We start from the raw sequence: 18445 nt of genomic DNA, 5'->3' as shown, positions 1-18445 counted from the left end.
ATTCGGGCCAGCATCGCCTGCAAGCAGGCTCCTACCAAAGGAAGGCATACCGCATTGCTTCCTTCGTTGGGGCCGCCTTGGCGGCGCTGGCCGCTGCCGGCGCGCCCGCGGCGGAAACGCCGCCGCTGCCGGATTACCAGCCGGCCGCCAAAGTTTCAGGCGTGATCCGCACCTGGGGCAACCCGCATATGGCGGAGCTGTTGAAACGGTGGGAAGCCGGCTTCCAGCGCTACCACCCCGGCGTCTATTTTTCCGACAACCTGAAAAGCAGCGCCATGGCGATCGCCGGCCTGAGCGAATGGACCGCCGATCTCGCCCTCATGGGCCGGCAGATCCACACGTTTGAGTATTACGGCGTCTACCGGCGCTCGCTGCTGCTGCCGGTCGAGATCGAGGTGGCCACCGGCAGCCTGGACACGCCCGCCAAGTCGTCTGCGCTGTCGGTTTTTGTCCACCGGGACAACCCGCTTGCGCGCCTCACCCTGCCGCAACTCGACGGCATCTACGGCGCCCAGCGCGAGGGCGGCTGGCAGGGCATGAAATGGGAGCGCACGGTCGCGCGCGGCCCGGAGAAGAACCTCCGCACGTGGGGCCAGCTCGGGCTGACGGGCGAGTGGGCGGACAAGCCGATCCATGTTTATGGTCCGCCCGGGCTCGCCCCGGGCGGCGTGTCGTTTTTCCAGTGCCGGGTGATGGGCGGCGCCGACACCTGGGCGGAGGGGCTGAGGGAATTTGCCGACGAGAAGGAAATGATGGAGGCGCTCAGCAAGGATCCCTATGGCATCGCCTACACCGGGCGGTGTTACCAGACGCCCCGGACCAAGGCGCTCGCTCTGGCCGATAATTCCGGCGGGCCCTTCGTCGCCGCGACACGCGAAAGCGTGGCCAGCCGCACCTATCCGCTCGCCCGGCCGGTCTACATTTATTTCTCGCCGGACAACCCCGGCGGCGAGCCGGTGGCCCCCGATCCCAAGCTGCGCGAATTCCTCCGCTACATCCTCAGCCGCCAGGGCCAGGCGGACGTGGCGGGGGAAGGGGACTACCTGCCGCTGACCGCCACGGTCGCCCACGAGCAGCTCAAAAAGGTGGATTGAGCCTTGTCCGGCCCGTGAGGGCCGTGCGTCCGATGGAATGAATTAAATTTAAGGCAGGGTTAAGCATGAGTTAATGTCCTTTTGCGAATATCTGGCCGCCAATAGTTGTCAGTCCGGGCCCCGGCCCGATCACCCTTCACCCCTCCGTCATGAATCACGTTGCCCCTGTTCCGGCCGTCCGCCTTGCGCGGCGGCTTGCCCTGACCTTTGCGCTCTGCCTCGGCGCCCTCGCGGCCGTCGCGGCCCCGACAAACGTCCTCATTCGCGTGCCCGCCGGCACCCCGTCGCCGGCCGGCCTGCCCGAGCTGCTCGCGAAGTGGCGCCAGTCCGGCCAGGTTGCCAACGTGCTTTTCCTCACCCAGGGGAAACCGGAGAAGGCGGAGCACCCGGCCAAGTTCGAATCGCTCGTGGTGCTCGAGTTCCAGAGCGAGGGTTCCTATGAGTCCTGGCAGAAGGAGGCCGCCCCCGCGCTGCCCGCCGGCCTGATTGTGCGGCGCGCCGACGCGCTGGCGCACGGCGAGCTGACGCCCCGCGACTCGAACCGCTCCGTCTTCATCGTCAACACCTACACGCCCATCGTGCCCGCCGAAAAGTTCGCCGAGTTCGTGCAGGGCTACGTGAAGCCCCTCTACGAAGGCATGCGCGGCACCAAGCACCTCGTGCGCTACACCGCCTACCTCGAGCGGGGCGAGACCGGCAAGATCGACGCCCTCAACGTCCTGGAATACCGCGATCCCGTCGCCTTTGAGACGATGGGCAAGATCAAGGGCGGCATCCGCGAGAAGGTCGCCGCCGCGACGCCGACCTACGGGCAGTTCGACAAGATCAAGGACACGCTGCGCGTCGACGGCTTCGGCACGTTCGCCAGCTACACCGAGCTGCCGCCGCCGGACCTCAGCGACCTGCCGGCCTATGTGCCGGAGGTAAAGATCATCGGCGCCTTGCGCATCATGGGCAGCGAGCTCAAGAACGCCGTCGACCAGCTGGCGGAAGGCTTCAAGCACTTCCATCCCGAGGCGCGCGTCTCGACCAACTTCATGACCAGCAGCGAGGGCGGCCTGGCCGGCCTCTATTGCGGTGTGTCCGACGTCGCGCCGATGGGCGACGACGCCAAGATCACCGACCAGATGCCGTTCTTCAACACCTTCGGCTACATGCCGACGGAGATCTCGGTCGCGACCGGCGGCTCCGAGAAGCGCGGCTCGCTCTGGGCCTGGGCCATCGTCGTCAACAAGGACAACCCGCTCGAGGAAATCTCCGTCGACGAGCTCGAGCGCATCTTCGGCGCCGAACGCACCGGCGGCTGGGAGCTGGTGAATGGCGATTACCGCTACACCGCCAAATACGCCCGCCCGGCCGACACCAACATCCGCACCTGGGACCAGCTCGGGTTCAAGGGCGAGTTCGCGGGCAAGGAGATCTCGACCTTCGGTTACATCGCGCCAGGCTTCGAGATCGCGATCGAGCGCACCTGGTTCCACTGGTCGGACAAGTGGAACCCCAATTTCCGGGAATACGTCGAGGCCAAGCAGACCACGGCCGACGCCGACGGCGCGGCGGTCGCCAGCGAGCGGCCCCTCGAGGATCTTTCGCACAACAGGTTCGCCATCGGCATCGCCGGCCTGATGCACGTGAAGGACTATCCGAACGTGAAGGTCCTGCGCATCTCGAAGAAGAAAGGCGGCCCGGCCTACGCCCTGACGCCGGACAATGTCGCCAACCGCACCTATCCGCTGCTCCGCGACGCCTACTTCTACGTCAACAAGGCGCCCGGCCAGCCGCTGGACCCCAAGGTCCGCGAGTTCATGCGCTTCGTCCTCAGCCGCGAGGGTCAGCAAATCATGGCGAAGGTCGGCTTCTATTACCCGCTGAACAAAGCGTATTTGGAAGAGCAGCGCAAGAAGCTCGACTGAGATGACCGGGTAGGGCGAATCCTCCGGATGAGCCGGGCCTTGCGCGCGGCTCGTCGGGGACGACTCGCCCCACCGTTCCCCAACGCCCGCGACCCATGAGATTCGTCGGCATAATCGGACCGTTGTTGGCCGGGCTTTTCCTCGGCCCGCTCCGCGCCGACGAGGGCCGCAACGCCTCGCCGTACGCGCAGCAGGTGGTGGCGTCGCTGCCGGCCTTCCGGCCGGCGCCCGCGCCGGCGGGAGTCATCCGCCTGTGGGGCCACGGCAGTTTTTCGCGGCCGTTCATGCGGCTGCTGGTCGCGCGGTGGGCGCGGGGCTTTGCGCGCTTCCATCCCGACATCACCATTCGCGAGGAAACCTACGGCACATCGTCGGCGATTCCCGCGCTTGCGCTGGGCGCCGGCGACCTCGCCATCCTCGGCGAGGAGATCCTGCCCGAGGCGGTGGATACGTTCAGGCGCGTGAAACTCTACGAGCCGTTCAGCGTGGAGATCGCGAACGGCAGCGTGGATGTGCGAAACTTCGACTACGCGCAGATGTTTTTCGTCCACAAAGACAACCCGCTCGCGCAGCTCACGCTGACCCAGCTCGACGCCATCTTCGGCGCCGAGCACCGGCGCGGAGCCCCGCGCAATTTCCGCACCTGGGGCGACGTCGGCCTGACCGGGGAGTGGGCGGACAAGCCGATCACGCCCTACGGCTGGCGGACCGACGACAGCTTCGGTTTCTACCTGGAGCAGACCCTGCTTGCCGGCAGCCACCGCTGGAACAGCGCGCTGCGGGAGTTCCGGCACATCAACCGGCCGGACGGCAGCATCTACGACCATGGCCAGCAGGCGCTCGATGGGCTTGCGCAGGACCGCTACGGCATCGCGGTCTCCAATATCCGTTACGCCGGGCCGGACGTTAAGGCGCTCAAGGTGGCCGAGCACGAAGGCGCGCCCTATGTGGCCGTCACCGCCCGGACGCTCATCGACCATACTTATCCGCTCAGCCGCACGATCCCGGCCTTTCTCGACCGCGCGCCCGGCCAGCCGGTCGAGCCGAAGGTGAAGGAGTTTCTCCGCTACATCCTGAGCCGCGAGGGCCAGCAGGACATCGTGGACGACGGCCGTTATCTGCCGCTCGCCCCGGCCATGGTCGCGGCCCAGCTGAAAAAACTGGAATGAACCATGGGGAGAAAAGTTCGCTTTGGGTGGAACCCGGCCTCCGGACGGGTTTGCCTTCTTGCGCACCGAACAAACCCGTCCGGAGGCCGGGTTCCACCTGGTGGCATGGCAGGTTGGCGCAAGTAAGGCAGATTGCCGCCGGGCTGATTTGGACCGTCGCGCCGCTGGCCGCGGCGGAAGCGGTGCCGCTCAACCCTTATCAGCCGCCGGTCAACGCGACGCAGACGATCCGCATCTGGGGCGACCGCCACATGGACGCGCTCACCCGCGCCTGGGCCCGGGCCTACCGGGTGGCGCATCCCGAAATCAGTTTCGAGATCAAGCTGCTCGGCAACGGCACCGGCATGCCCGCGCTCTACCTCGGGCTCGCTGACCTCGCGTTCTTCGGTCGCGACCTGATCGTCACCGACAAGGACGGGTTCAACCACGTGATGAAATACGACCCGGTGCGCATTGAACTCGGCACCGGCAGCCTCGATGCGCCGGGCAAGGCCACCGCGCTGGCGCTGTTCGTGCACCGCGACAATCCCCTGGCGCAGCTCACGCTCGCGCAAGTCGACGCCATCTTCAGTGCGCAACGCCGGCGCGGCGCGCCGGCCGCCATCCGCACCTGGGGCCAGCTGGGCCTGACGGGCGAATGGGCGGACAAACCCATCAACCTCTACGCCGATGACACGCAGAGCATGGCCGCGCTTTTCTTCCAGCGGGTGGCGCTGGGGGACAGCCGCATGATGAACTGGGAGCATTTCACCGAATTCCAGGACATCCGGCACCCGGACGGCACGGTGACCGAGGCGGCGGCGCAGAGCATGGCGGCGCTGCGCGCGGACCGCTACGGCCTGGCGGTTTCGAACCTGCATTACCTCGATGCGCAGGTCCGGCCGGTCGCACTCGCGGCGCAGGAGGGTGGGGCGTATGGCCTGCCCACGGCGGAGAACCTGATCTCACGCCGTTATCCGCTGACGCGCACGATTTTCGCCTGCGCCAACCAAGCGCCCGGCCGGCCGCTGGATCCGAAGGTCCGTGATTTTCTCCACTTCATCCTCGGTCCCGAAGGCCAGCAGGTGCTGGCGCAGGACGGCCAGTATCTCCCGCTGATGGCGGCCACGGCGCGCCAGGAACTGGCCAAGCTTCCCTGAGCCGGGATCAGGCCATCGGTGGTGGAGCGGGTTGACCCTGGTCGCCTCTGGCGCCGCCACAGGCGGGTAACCCCAACCGGCTGGTTGGGTGCGAACACCCTGAAGCGCTGGGGTCAGCGCGCTCCACCTTGCCCTGGGCCGCTGGCGAATGGAGTGAACTTCAACTGCCTGAGTCCGGCTGAGCGCCGGGAAGCTGAACAAATTTTCAGGTGGCGTTAAGCCACGGTCTAGGTTGCAGGCGCATGCTGCAGGCTCACCCCGTTTGGTTCACCCCTTCGCTTATCGATGAAGCTTGCCGGATTCCTGTTGCCCGCGGGCCGGGCCTGCCCGTTCCCCGCCAGGATGATCCGCGCCCAGCGCGCGCCACTCCCATGAAATCGTCCGCCCCCTCCTGTTTCGTCGCCGCGGCCCTGCTGGCCGCTTCGCTTCTGCCGCCACTGCACGCCGAGCCCGCCCCGTCGGCGGACATGGTCAACGCCCTGAAGGCGCAGGCCGAGCACTTCCGCATCGTGCGCGAGCGCGGCGAGAAGGCCTATTACCAGCCCCGGTTCGACCTGAGCGCGCTGCCGCATTACCAGCCGTCCAAGCTGCTGACGGGCTGGCTGCGCATCCACGGCAACAACTACATCGCCGACGGCCTGCTGGGCGAATACTGGCAGAAAGCCTTCGCCAAGTTCCAGCCGGCCATCCGCATCTCCTATTACCTGCCGACCTCCGCCGGCTCCTTCGGCGCCCTCGATTACAACCAGGCGGACCTGATCTTTTCGCACCGGCCGGGTTTCTACGACCTGCTCGCCTACGAGCGCATGAAGAACTGCGACCCGGTGGAAATCACCGCCGTGACCGGCTCCTATGACGTCGGCGGCTGGGAAAATTCGTTCACGATCATCGTCAACGGCGACAATCCCATCAAGGGCCTCACGATGGAGCAGCTCGACGGCATCTTCGGGGCGGAACGCGAGGGCGGCTGGGTCGGCACCAACTGGCGGCCCGACCTCGCCCGCGGTCCCGACAAGAACATCCGCACGTGGGGCCAGCTCGGCCTGACGGGCGAGTGGGCGGACAAGCCGATCCACGTCTACGGTTTCAGCCTGCGCTACAATACCGCGACGGCCTTCTGCGACCTCGTGCTCAAGGGCAGCGACAAGTGGAACGAGACGATCAAGGCCTACGGCAACTACATGGCACCGGACGGCAAGCGCTACGTCGAGGCCGACCAGATCACCGGGGCCATCGGGAAGGACAAATATGCGATCGGTTTCAACCGCTACCGCGGCGAGCGGCCGAATGTCCGCCGGATCGCGATCGGCGACGGGAAAGGCCCGCTGGTCGAGCACACGATCGACAATATCCAGAACGGCTCCTACCCGCTGCTGACCCAGGTCTACTTCTATACCACGGTGCTGCCGGGCCAGAAGATGGACCCGATGGTGAGGGAATTCCTCCGCTTCATCCTCAGCCAGGAGGGCCAGGCCGAGGTCCAGCGTGACGGCAAATACCTGCCGCTCACCGCCGAGATGGTGCGCGAGCAATTGAAGAAACTCGAGTGAGCCGCCCCGGCGTCGCGCGAACCCCCGAAACCCTCCGCCCGTGACCGGCAAAACCAACCTTGGGCTGGGCAAAGCACTTGCGCTGGGCGGCATGCTGCTGGCCGCTGCGTCCGTCCGCGCCACGGAGCCGGATCTGCCGCCCGCCTACCGGCCGTCGCGGCCGGTGACCGGCACCATCCGCAGCTGGGGTCACGGCTTCCTGCGCCCGATGATGAAGCTGTGGGAGGAAGGCTTTCAGAAATACCACCCGGGCGTCCGGTTTAAGGACAAGCTGGTGACGAGCGCCGCCGCCATGGCCGGGCTCTACACCCAGCGGGCCGACCTGGGCGTGCTGGCCCGGGAGATCACGCCGCCCGAGGTGGCGGCCTACGAAAAGATGGTCCGGCAGAAGCTGACCCCGGTCACGGTCCTGACGGGCAGTTACGGCAACCAGGACAAGATCATGGCGCTCGGGATTTTTGTGAATCAGGACAACCCCGTCTCCCGGCTGACTTTTGCCCAGCTGGACGCCATCTGGGGTGCCGAGCACAAGCGCGGCGCGAAGGCGAACATCCGCACCTGGGATCAACTGGGCGCGACCGGAGAGTGGAGCGGACAGGCGATCCATCCTTACAGCGGCCTGGCGTTCGAGGCGCCGGCGTATTTCTTCTCCCAGACGGTGATGAAGGGCAGCGTGCTCTGGAACGAAGCGCTGCGGCAGTGCGAAAACGACGAGGACGAGGTCCCGTCGCGCGGTGATGAAAAGGTGACACCGAAGATCACGCGGCACGTTGACGCCTACCAGAAAGTGGTCGATGCCGTCGGGGCCGACCGCCAGGGCATCGGCCTGGCGGGAGCGGGCTATCGGAACCCTCACGCGAAACTGGTCGCGCTGGCGGTGGAGGAGGGCGAACCTTTTGTCGAGGCGACCGGCGAGAATGTGGCGAATCTCAGCTATCCGCTCGCGCGGCCTGTCCGGTTCTACATCAACAAGGGATCCACCGTCCCGGCGAACCCGGACGTGATTGAATTTCTCCGTTTCATCCTGAGCCGCGAGGGCCAGGCGTTGGTCGCTCGCGAGGGGGACTTCCTGGCACTGCCGGCCGCGGTCGCCCGCGAGGAGCTCGCGAAACTCGAATGAGATCAAGCTCCGCTGCACCGATGAAACGTCTCCTGACCCTTTTGCTCACCCTGGCCGCCCTCACCGCGGCGAACGCGCAATCCCGCGACGGCCTGGAGGTCCAGAAGGCCCGCGCGGAGCACGTCACCAGCCGGGGCAAGATGGCTTACTACACGCAGAAGTTCGACCTGGGCGGGCTGCCCGACTACGTGCCGCAGCAGGAGGTCACGGGCACGATCCGGCTGTGGGGCAACAACTACATCGAGGACAGCAACCTCGGCGCCGATTGGGAGCGGGAGTTCCGGAAATTCCATCCCGCGGTCAAATTCGACCGCAGCGGCCTGAAGAGCGGGTTGGTCGCCACCGCCGGTCTCGTCGCCGGCGTGGCCGACATCGTCGGCAACCGCCGCATCACCTTCGCCGAGGTCGAATCCTTCGAGCGCATGTTCAATTACGAACCGCTGGAGATCACCATGGCCCGCGGCTCCTACGATGTGCCGGGCTGGATGACGACCTTCTGCATCGTCGTCCACCGGGACAACCCGATCACGAAGCTGACCCTGAAACAGCTCGACGGGATTTTCGGGGCCGCCCGCGACGGCGGCTGGGAGGGAACGAGCTGGCATCCGGAGGCCGGGCGCGGCGCGAAGGAAAACATCCGCACCTGGGGCCAGCTCGGCCTCACCGGCGAGTGGGCCGACAAGCCCATCAACGTCTACGGGCTGAACCTCCGCTACAACAACTGCGACATGTTCGAGCACGTCGTCTTCCACGGCGGCGACAAGTGGAACGAGAACCTGCGGGAATACGCGAACTATGCCCGGGCCGACGGCACGCTGGCGATCGCCGCGGCGGAGTTGATCAAGGATCTCGGCCACGACCGCTACGGCATCGGCTGGAGCGGCATCCAGAATGTGACGCCGCAAACCAAGGCCCTGGCGCTCGCCGCTACGGACGGCGGGCCTTATGTCGCGCTCACCATCGAGAACGTCCAGAACCGCACCTATCCGCTGGCCTTCGACATGTTTTTCTATGTCAACCGCGCGCCCGGCCAGCCCCTCGACCCGAAGGTGAAGGAGTTCCTTCGCTTCGTCCTGAGCCGCCAGGGCCAGGAAGCGGTCCAGCGCGACGGCAAGTATCTCCCGCTCACGGCCGAGGTCGTGCGCGAGCAGCTCAAGAAACTCGAATGAAACCCGGCCACCGATTCTCGCTCTGGCGCGTTCTGCAATGGAGGCGGGACCATCAATCCCGCTTTGGAGGGCTGGTCTCCGCACCAGCCGCGGCCGGTCCGGAGACCGGCCCTCCACCGTCAATCAGCGGGACTGATGGTCCCGCCTCCAGTTGGGCGGCGTTTTGGCGCGAGGCCGCGGCCTTGTTCGTGATCTTGGTTGGCGCGGTTGTGGCCGCGGGCAATGCCGTTTCCGCGGAAGTTTCGTCCGACGCGCAGGCTGCGGCGCTGTCACCCCGACCGGTGCCGACCCTTGGCGCGCAGCTTGTCTGGATCGCGCCGGGAACCTTCACGATGGGCAGCCCGGCGACCGAGGCCGGCCACCGCCCCGACGAGACGCCGCAGACCGGGGTCACGCTGACGAAGGGCTTCTGGCTCGCGACCCTCGAGGTCACGAACGGGCAGTGGAAAAAGCTGATGGGCACCGACGTGCTCGAGCAGGCGCGCCTCGGGTTGGAGAACGACGAGAAGTTCCTCATCGGCCGGAAGGAAAAGATCCCGGTGCGCGATTTCTTCGGCTGGAAGAAGGGCGACGATCCCGGCCAGCTCATCGGCAACACCGACGACAACATCGCCATGCTCTGGGTGAGCTGGAACGAGGCCGTGGAATTCTGCCGCAAGCTGACCGCGTTGGAACGGGCCGCCGGCCGCGTGCCCGCGGGCTATGAGTTCCGCCTGCCGACCGAGGCCGAGTGGGAATACGCGTGCCGCGCCGGCACGACCGGCGCGACCTACGCCGGCGACATGGTGCTGCAACCCGACCACTCCGCGCCGGTGCTCGACGACATCGCGGTCTATGCCGCCAACTGCTCGGTTGATTATGCGGGCCACCGCATTGGCACGCCGGCGTGGCCGGACAAGAAATGGGGCTACGAGCGCGGCGGACCGAAGGCCGTCGGGTCGAAGCGCCCCAATGCCTGGGGGCTCTACGACATGCTCGGCAGCGCCGCCGAGTGGTGCTACGATTGGAGCGGACCGTTGCCCGGCGGCCATGTGACCGACCCGACGGGCCCGCCGACAGGCGAATATCACGTCCGCAAGGGCGGATCCTGGAGCAGCCTCGCCACGCAGACGCGCGCCGCCTACCGCAACTGGCACGAGCCCACCTACCGCTGGATCAACCTCGGCTTCCGCGTCGCCCTCGCGCCGGTGCTGCCGGCCCGGCCCTGACCCATGAAATCAAACCCGCTTCCCCTGACATGACCACCCGGACCGACGGCATCGCCGTGGCCGGGCCCCGGTCCAACTGATTCGCGAACCGCACAAGAAACTCCCATGAAACCTCATACCCTGATCCTGGCCCTCCTGCTTGGCACCACGGCGCTTGCCGCCGACACCTACCAGCCGGCCAAATATGACCTGAGTGCGCTGCCGGGCTACGCTCCCACCCAGCGCGTCACGGGCGTGCTGCGCATCTACGGCACGCCCCTGGAGGATCTCGTCGGAAAATGGGCCAACGCCTTCCGCGGCCACCACGGACAGGTCCGCCTGAACGCCTACCTGATCAACACCTCGCAGGCCTTCGCGGGTCTTGTGACCGGCTCGGCCGACATCGGCGTGATGGGCCACCGGCAGTGGCGCAACGGCTTTCAGGCCTTCGAGGCCCAGTTCGGTTATGCGCCGCTGGAGATCCGGTTCGGCACCGGCTCTTACGACGACCCGGCAGGCACGACGCCCGGGCTGATGTTCATCGTGAACAAGCGCAATCCGCTCGCCGGACTCACGCTGGAACAGATCGACGGCATCTACGGCGCCCAGCGCAGCGGCGGCTGGGTCAACGGCCGGTGGTCGACGGCGGTCGCGCGCGGCCCGGAGAAGGACATCCGCACCTGGGACCAGCTCGGCGTGACCGGCGAGTGGGCCGGCCAGCCCATCCACCTCTACGGTTCGGACGTCACGCTCAGCAACTGGGCGGACCTGATCGAGCGCGAGGCCTTCCAGGGCGGCACCAAGTGGAACCCCGCCCTCGTCGAAGAGCCGCGCGCCGACATCGGCACCAAGGCCAAGGGCAAGACCCGCGACCAGCAAGTGCTCGAAGCAGTGGAAAAGGACCCCTATGCGATCGGCTTCATCTTCCAGCGCGTCATCAACGCCAACCACGGCGACGTGCGCGTGCTGCCGCTCGCCCGGAACTCCGGCGGGCCGTTTGTCGTGCCGGGTGCGCAGACCTTCTTCGACGGCAGCTATCCGCTGCACAACGGCGCCTATATCTACCTCAACCGCGTGCCCGGCCAGCCGCTGGGTGTCCGCGAGAAGGAGTTCGTGAAATTCATCCTCAGCCGCGAGGGCCAGCAGATCGTGGCTGAAAACCGCCTCTTCATCCCCCTCAACGCCGAGCAGGTGAAGGCCGAGCTCGCCAAACTCGAGTGAGCCAAGCGCTCCCGCCGCCATGAAAACGAATTTCTCCGCCCTTTTTTCCCGCGCCGGCCTGTTGGCCGCCGCGTTGCTCGCCACGCCCTGCGTCCTCTCCGCCGCGGACGACCTGCCGGACTACCGGCCGCAGGTGCACGTCACCGGCGTGCTGCGCGGCTGCGGCAATCCACAGATGGCCGCCTTGATGAAACGTTGGGAGACCGGCTTCAAGCGCCTGCAACCCGACGTCCAGTTCGCCGACGACCTCAAAAGCAGCGCGTCGGGGCTGTATGGCCTCGACATGCGCACCGCCGACCTCGCCCTGCTCGGCCGGCCGGTCTACCCGTATGAACGCTACGGCATCTACGAACGTTCCTGGGTCTATCCGGCCGTGATCGAGGTCGCGACCGGCAGCGCGGGGGCCCTGCACAAGTCGCCCGCCTACGCGGTTTTTGTGCACAAGGACAACCCGCTGGCGCGGCTGAGCGTGCGCGAGCTCGACGGCGTGTTCGGCGCCGAGCGCGCGGGCGGTTGGAACGCCCTTACCTGGGACACGAGCGTGGCCCGCGGCGGGAAGGACAATCTCCGCACGTGGGGCCAGCTCGGACTCACGGGCGAATGGGCGGACAAGCCGGTCCACGTCTACGGGCAGCCCGGCCTGGGCGCGGGCGCCATCACTTATTTCCAAGCCCGCGTCTTCGGCGGCGCCGAGACCTGGAACGAGGGCCTGCGCGAATACGCCGACCGGCAGAAGATGCTGGCCGACCTCGCCCAGGACCCGCTTGGCATCGCCTACGCGCCGGCCGCCTACGCCAACGCCGGCGTGAAGACCCTCCCGCTCGCCGAGACCAAGGCCGGTCCCTATGTCGCGCTCAGCCCGGCAAGCGTGGCGGATCGCACCTATCCGCTGCACCGCCCGGTCTATGTCGTCTACACGATGGACGACCGGAACACCGACCTGACGCCGACCCTCGGTGACCCGCGGGTGAAGGAGTTCATCCGTTACATCCTGAGCCGGCAGGGCCAGCAGGACGTCGTCGCGGAGGGCGGCTACCTGCCGCTGCCGGCCCCGGTCGTGCAGGCGCAACTGCAGAAGCTCAACTCCACCGCGATTCCGCCCGAGCACCAGTTCATGGAGAACTGAATCCCGCAACCAAACCCGACACCTTCCAACCAACCCGACCCATGAACCCATTCCCATTCCGTTTTCCCACCGGCCTGAAGCCGGTGCTGTTCACCCTCGGTGCGCTCCTCACCGCGGCCGCCGCCCCGGCGGCGGACAACCTGATCAAGGTCCGCATGAGCTTCGACGACGACATGGTCGTCACGCGGCTCGCCGACAGCCTCGGCTACTTCAAGCAGGAGGGCATCGAGATCGTCCCGGTGGACATCATGACGCTCGCCAAGGACGACTACCTGCTGCAGGAGCCGCTGGTGAAGGGCCAGATCGACGCCGCCGAGCACTGGTTCAACCACACGATCTTCGGCGCCCGCCACGGCTTCCCGATCAAGGCCGTGATGATGCTCGATGACGCGCCGGCGATGAAGATCATTGTCGCCAACCGGGTGAAGGACCAGATCCACAGCGCCGCGGACTTCAAGGGCCACGTCGTGGCCGAGGGCGCGGGCTACGCCACCAAGGCGGTCATCACCGGCTACATGGCCCACCAGGCCGGCCTGCCGCGCAAGAGCTATACCTCCATCAACCACCCGACCGAGAACCGCCTGCAGCTGGTCGTCGGCGACCTGAAGGCCGACAAGCTGGACGTCATGACCTTCCAGGAACCGATTACCTCGGGCATCCTGGGCACCAACCTGGCCACGACGCTCTACGACTTGACCAGCCGGGAGGGGACCGTGAAGGCGCTGGGCACCCCGTTCCCCGCGCAGTCGATCCTGATGGCACCGCAGTTCATCAAGGACCACCCCGACACCGTGCAACGGCTCGTCAACGCTTACGTCCGCGCGATGCGCTACCTCAACAGCCACACGGCCGACGAGGTCATCGCCCGGCTGCCGGTCGATTTCTTTGGCGACAAGGACCGGGCGAAACAGGTCGCGCTCACCAAGAAGACGCTGACCAGCTACGCCAAGGGGGATTATTCGTTTCCGGCCGACGCGGTCCATCTGGTCGTCGACGCGATGCTGTGGGCCCGGTTCGACAACAGCGAGGAGGGTGTCTGGCGCGCCTCGGGCGACGCGTCCAAGGTGAAGGTCGACGAGCTCTACACCAATGAGTTCGTCGAGCGTGCCATGAAGGCAATCCCGGCGGCCACGGCGTCGGCGGAGCCGGCCAACGCCGGCGTCAGCATCTGGACGCAGAACGTCACCGGCTTCCGCAAGGAGCACGGCTCCGTCGGCGGCTATACCAAGCAGTGGGACCTGGGCGACCTGCCGCACTACGTTCCGAAGGTTCATCTCACGGGCACGCTGCGCGTCTGGGGCAACAATTACATCCGCGACGGTTACCTCGCTGGGTATTGGCAGGAGGCCTTCAAGAAGTTCCAGCCGGACGTCACCATCGAGTATCACCTGCCCACCACCGGCATCGGCATCCCCGCGCTGTCGTGCGGCGTGGCCGACGTCGCGATGAGCCGCCGGGCGATCATCATGGACCTGCTGACGTTCGAGCAGGTCTACCACCACCCGGTGACCGAGGTGGATGCGGTCACGGGCTCCTACGACGTCTATGGCTGGTCGCCGCCGTTCATCATTGTCGTCCACAAGGACAACCCGCTCGACCGGATCAGCCTGAAACAGCTCGACGGCGTCTTCGGCGGTGCGCGCACGGGCGGCTACGTCGGGAGCGTCTGGCACACGGAGTATCCTTTTGCCCGCGGGCCGGAGGAAAACATCCGCACCTGGGGCCAGCTCGGGCTTACCGGCGAATGGGCGGACAAGCCGATTCATACCGGCGGTCAGACCCTGCGCGGCAACCAGACCTCGCAGTTTTCCGATCTCATTCTCAAGGGCAGCGACCAGTTCGTCGAGGGCTACCAGGCTTTCGCCAATTACATCACGCCCGAGGGCAAGATCAACAGCTGGAGCCTGCAGGCGCAGCGGGCGATCGTGAAGGACAAGCAGGCGATGTTCTACGTCTCGCCGATGACGCTGAGCCCGGACATGAAGGAGCTGGCGGTCCAGGCTTATGACGGCGGTCCCTATGTGAAACGCACGCTCGAGACCGTCCACGACCGCACCTTCCCGCTTTACGGCCGGTATTTCTTTTATTTCAACCGCGAGCCCGGCCAGCCGGTCGACCCGAAGGTCGACGAGTGGCTGCATTTCATCCTGAGCCAGGAAGGGCAGGACTGCGTGCAGCGCGAAGGCCGCTACCTGCCGCTCACCGGCGAAGTGGTGCAGGCCCAGCTCAAGAAAATCGAATGATCCCGCCGATGAAAACCATCCCAGCTCTCGTCTTTCTGGCAGTGCTCGGCGGCGCCAGCCTGTGGGCTGAGGAGCCGAAGAAAACCGAGGAACCGAAGAACGCTGGGGTCAGCATCTGGACGCAGAACGTCTCGGGGTTTCGCAAGGAACACGGCTCGGTCGGCGGCTACACCAAGCGCTGGGACCTCAGCGACCTCCCTCATTATGTGCCCAAACAGCAGCTGACCGGCGTCATCCGGATCTGGGGCAACAACTACCTCACGGACGGCCCGCTCGGCGGTTACTGGGTGGAGGCGTTCAAGAAATTCCAGCCCGGCCTCACGATCGAGTATCACCTGCCGACGGGCACCATCGCGGTCTCGGCCGTCGCGGCCGGCATCGCCGACCTCGGCATGAATTACAAGGCCACCCTGTCGGACCGGCTCATCTTCGAGCAGGTTTTCCATCATCCGCTCACCGAGATCACGGCGGTGACCGGGTCCTATGACGTTTACGGCTGGGGACCGGCCGGCATGGTCGTCGTTCACCGGGACAACCCGCTCACGCAGATCAGCGTCAAGCAACTCGACGGGGTCTTTGGCAGCGCGCGGCTCGGCGGTTACGCCGGCAGCGTGTGGCACACGGAGTATCCGTATGCCCGCGGCCCGGAGGAGAACATCCGCACGTGGGGCCAGCTCGGCCTGACGGGCGAGTGGGCGGGCCGGCCGGTCCACGCCGGCGGCCAGAATCTGAGCTCCGGTGCGATGCTGCAGTTCTCCAACGAGGTGCTTATGGGCAGCCTGCAGTTCGTCGACGGCTACCAAGCCTACACCAACTACATCACGCCGGACGGAAAGATCAACAGCTGGAGCGTGCAGGTGCGGCGCGCGGTGGCGCGGGACAAATACTCCATGTTCTACGCCTCGCCCTCCACGCTGTCGCCGGACATGAAGGAGCTCGCGATCCAGGCCCGCGAGGGCGGGCCCTTTGTGCCCCGCACGCTCGAGACGGTGCGCGACAACAGCTATCCGCTCACCCACCACTCCTATTTCTACCTGAACCGCGAACCCGGCAAACCGGTCGACCCCAAGGTGGAGGAGTTCCTGCGTTTTGTCCTGAGTCAGGAAGGACAGGACTGTGTGCAGCGCGAAGGCCGCTACCTGCCGCTCACGGGCGCCATCGTCCGCGAGCAGCTCAAGAAACTGGAATGATCCGCGGCCACCCCTTTTTTTCATGAACCCAACCCCCGCCCTCACCATGAGCCGCGCGGTGCTTTGCGCACTGCTGGCTTTCCCCCTCCTGCTCACGGCCGACGACAAGCTGACGGTCGCGCCGAACGTCGCGAACGAGCCGACGAACGCCGGCGTCAGCATCTGGACCCAGAATGTCACGGGCTTCCGCAAGGAGCACGGCATCGTCGGCGGCTACACCAAGAAGTGGGACCTGGGCGAGATGCCGCACTACGTGCCCAGGCGGCAGCTGACCGGCACGCTCCGGATCTGGGGCAGCAATTACATCAAGGACGGGGATCTGGCGCAATACTGGCTCGAGGAATTCAAGAAATTCCAGCCGGGCCTCACCATCGAGTATCACCTGCCGACGGCCACGATCGCCGTGTCCGCCCTCGCATGCGGCGCCGCCGACCTCGGCCTGTGCTACAAGGCGCGGCTGACGGACCTGCTCGTGTTCGAGCAGGTGTTTCACCACCCGGTCACCGAGATCACGGCGTTCACCGGCTCCTACGACGTCTACGGCTGGTCGCCGGCGACCATCATCGCGGTGAACAAGGACAACCCGCTCGACCGGATCAGCCTGAAGCAGCTCGACGGGGTGTTCGGCGGCGCGCGGACCGGCGGCTACGTCGGCAGCGTGTGGCATACCGAGTATCCCTATTCGCGAGGGCCGGAGGAAAACATCCGCACGTGGGGCCAGCTCGGCCTGACCGGCGAGTGGGCGGGCAAGCCGATCCACACCGGCGGACAGAACCTGACCGCCGGCGCTTCCTATGACTTCCAGATCAAGGTGCTGCGCGGCAGCTACCAATTCGCCGAGGGTTACAACGCGGTCACCAATTACATCACGCCGGAGGGCAAGATCAACAGCTGGAGCCTCCAGGCCCGCCGCGCGATCGCCAAGGACAAGTATGCCATGTATTATATTTCCCCGGCCTCGATGGGTCCGGAGCTGAAGGAACTGGCGGTCCAGGCCTACGAGGGCGGGCCGTATGTCACGCGCAGCGTGGAATCGATCCACAACCACACCTATCCGCTCTACCACGAGTCCTACTTCTACCTCAACCGCGAGCCCGGCCAGCCCATCGACCCCAAGGTCGAGGAATTCCTGCGCTTCATCCTGAGCCAGGAAGGCCAGGACTGCATCCAGCGCGAGGGTCGCTACATGCCCCTCCTGCCGGACATCGTGAAGGAGCAGCTCAAGAAACTGGAATGATGGCGGCCCGCCCGGCCCGATCCCCTTTGTTTATGACTACCCAGCCCCACCGCTTCCTTGCTCTCGCATTTCTCGCGCTCGCGGCCGTCCGCGGTCCGGCCGCGCCGGCCGGGCTGCCGCACTACCAGCCCAGGCAACAACTGACCGGCGACATGCGCACGGTCGCCGAGAGCTCCGCCGACCCGCTGATGCTGGGCTGGGTCGAGGGCTTCAAGAAATACCACCCGCACTTCACGATCATCGACAAGGGCACGGCGCCGCTGGCCTGCGTGCCGGGCGTGATCTGCGGCGGCTACGATCTCGGCTTCCCCGCCCGGGAGATCTGGGCCTTTGAGGAAGACCTGTTCAAAAAGATCCGCGGCTACGGCTCGTTCGTCATCCAGGTCGGGCTCGGCGCGCAGAAGACCACGGGCCTGACCCCGACGCTCGCCGTCTACGTCAATGCCGGCAATCCGATCGAGCGGATCACGCTGGACCAGCTCGACGCCATTTATTCGGCCGAGCGTCGCCGCGGGCTCGGCCAGGACATCAGGACGTGGGGCGATCTCGGCGTGAAGGGCGAATGGGCGGGCCGTCCCATCAAGGCTTACAGTCACCGGCTGCCGAACGGGATCGACTACTTCGTCCAGAAGGTGGTCACCAAGGGAGCGGACTTCAAGAAGACGACCGTCGAGCTGCCCATGCGGCGCGCGAACTTCGGCCCCGACGATCTCATGGCCCAGGCCGTCGCCGCGGATGCGAACGGCATCGGGCTCGGCTGTTTTGGCAATATCATCCCGGGCATGAAGGCCATCGCCGTGGCGGATACGGACCGCGGCCCCTATTACACCGGCACCTTCGAGGAGGTGCAGGGCATGAAGTATCCCCTCTACCGCCCGATCTACATGGTGATCGACCGCGCCCCCGGCCAGCCGATCGACCCCCGCTTGGAGGAATTCCTGCGCTTCGTGCTCAGCGCCGAGGGCCAGGCAATCGTCACGGCCTCGAACGGCTGGATCGCCCTGTCGCCGGCGGTGGCAAAAGTCGAGCTGGCGAAATTGCACTGAGCCCGCTCCGACGATTTCCCGCCCGCGTTCCGAAAATCCAA

Annotated in this window: 14 protein-coding genes; all 14 read left to right on the top strand. The window is 66.2% G+C overall.

Annotated elements, in window-relative coordinates; translation table 11 throughout:
* Nucleotides 1-77 precede the first annotated feature (77 nt).
* The 14 genes from BLU29_RS06310 to BLU29_RS06245 all read left to right on the top strand — a co-directional run bounded on the left by BLU29_RS06310 (nucleotide 78) and on the right by BLU29_RS06245 (nucleotide 18404).
* Nucleotides 78-1094, top strand: coding sequence for a substrate-binding domain-containing protein (locus BLU29_RS06310; protein WP_157693680.1), 1017 nt, complete (start codon nucleotides 78-80; stop codon nucleotides 1092-1094).
* Nucleotides 1095-1243: 149 nt separating this feature from the next.
* Nucleotides 1244-3007 (top strand): substrate-binding domain-containing protein, encoded by a 1764-nt coding sequence (locus BLU29_RS06305; protein ID WP_091056015.1) that lies wholly within the window; start codon nucleotides 1244-1246, stop codon nucleotides 3005-3007.
* Between the two features lie 95 nt (nucleotides 3008-3102).
* Nucleotides 3103-4176, top strand: coding sequence for a substrate-binding domain-containing protein (locus BLU29_RS06300; protein WP_157693679.1), 1074 nt, complete (start codon nucleotides 3103-3105; stop codon nucleotides 4174-4176).
* A 113-nt stretch (nucleotides 4177-4289) separates the two neighbouring features.
* Nucleotides 4290-5315: a substrate-binding domain-containing protein gene (locus BLU29_RS06295; protein ID WP_157693678.1), complete on the top strand. Its 1026-nt coding sequence runs from the start codon at nucleotides 4290-4292 to the stop codon at nucleotides 5313-5315.
* Nucleotides 5316-5686: 371 nt separating this feature from the next.
* Complete coding sequence (locus BLU29_RS06290) at nucleotides 5687-6865, top strand: substrate-binding domain-containing protein (protein WP_157693677.1); 1179 nt, start codon at nucleotides 5687-5689, stop codon at nucleotides 6863-6865.
* A gap of 40 nt (nucleotides 6866-6905) precedes the next feature.
* Nucleotides 6906-7985: a substrate-binding domain-containing protein gene (locus tag BLU29_RS06285; protein ID WP_091056008.1), complete on the top strand. Its 1080-nt coding sequence runs from the start codon at nucleotides 6906-6908 to the stop codon at nucleotides 7983-7985.
* 20 nt (nucleotides 7986-8005) lie between these two features.
* The gene (locus BLU29_RS06280) at nucleotides 8006-9154 is read left to right on the top strand and encodes a substrate-binding domain-containing protein (protein ID WP_091056007.1); all 1149 of its coding nucleotides are present in this window, start codon (nucleotides 8006-8008) and stop codon (nucleotides 9152-9154) included.
* Nucleotides 9155-9435: 281 nt separating this feature from the next.
* Nucleotides 9436-10362 carry a formylglycine-generating enzyme family protein gene (locus BLU29_RS06275; RefSeq protein WP_172830225.1) on the top strand — a complete coding sequence of 309 codons (927 nt, stop codon included), beginning with the start codon at nucleotides 9436-9438 and terminating at the stop codon, nucleotides 10360-10362.
* 105 nt (nucleotides 10363-10467) lie between these two features.
* Nucleotides 10468-11562, top strand: a complete 1095-nt coding sequence (locus BLU29_RS06270) for a substrate-binding domain-containing protein (protein ID WP_091056004.1) — start codon at nucleotides 10468-10470, stop codon at nucleotides 11560-11562.
* Nucleotides 11563-11581: 19 nt separating this feature from the next.
* On the top strand, nucleotides 11582-12688 hold the full coding sequence (locus tag BLU29_RS06265) for a substrate-binding domain-containing protein (protein ID WP_091056002.1): 1107 nt from the start codon (nucleotides 11582-11584) through the stop codon (nucleotides 12686-12688).
* A 41-nt stretch (nucleotides 12689-12729) separates the two neighbouring features.
* Entirely contained in the window at nucleotides 12730-14931 is a 2202-nt protein-coding gene (locus BLU29_RS06260) for an ABC transporter substrate-binding protein (protein ID WP_091056001.1), read from the top strand.
* Between the two features lie 8 nt (nucleotides 14932-14939).
* Nucleotides 14940-16121 carry a substrate-binding domain-containing protein gene (locus BLU29_RS06255; protein ID WP_157693675.1) on the top strand — a complete coding sequence of 394 codons (1182 nt, stop codon included), beginning with the start codon at nucleotides 14940-14942 and terminating at the stop codon, nucleotides 16119-16121.
* Between the two features lie 22 nt (nucleotides 16122-16143).
* Nucleotides 16144-17358: a hypothetical protein gene (locus BLU29_RS06250; RefSeq protein ID WP_157693674.1), complete on the top strand. Its 1215-nt coding sequence runs from the start codon at nucleotides 16144-16146 to the stop codon at nucleotides 17356-17358.
* A gap of 32 nt (nucleotides 17359-17390) precedes the next feature.
* The gene (locus BLU29_RS06245; RefSeq protein ID WP_091055996.1) at nucleotides 17391-18404 is read left to right on the top strand and encodes a substrate-binding domain-containing protein; all 1014 of its coding nucleotides are present in this window, start codon (nucleotides 17391-17393) and stop codon (nucleotides 18402-18404) included.
* Nucleotides 18405-18445: the final 41 nt, after the last annotated feature.

The organism is Opitutus sp. GAS368, assembly GCF_900104925.1.
GTDB lineage: Bacteria > Verrucomicrobiota > Verrucomicrobiia > Opitutales > Opitutaceae > Lacunisphaera.
This window is presented reverse-complemented; position numbering and strand designations above follow the sequence as displayed.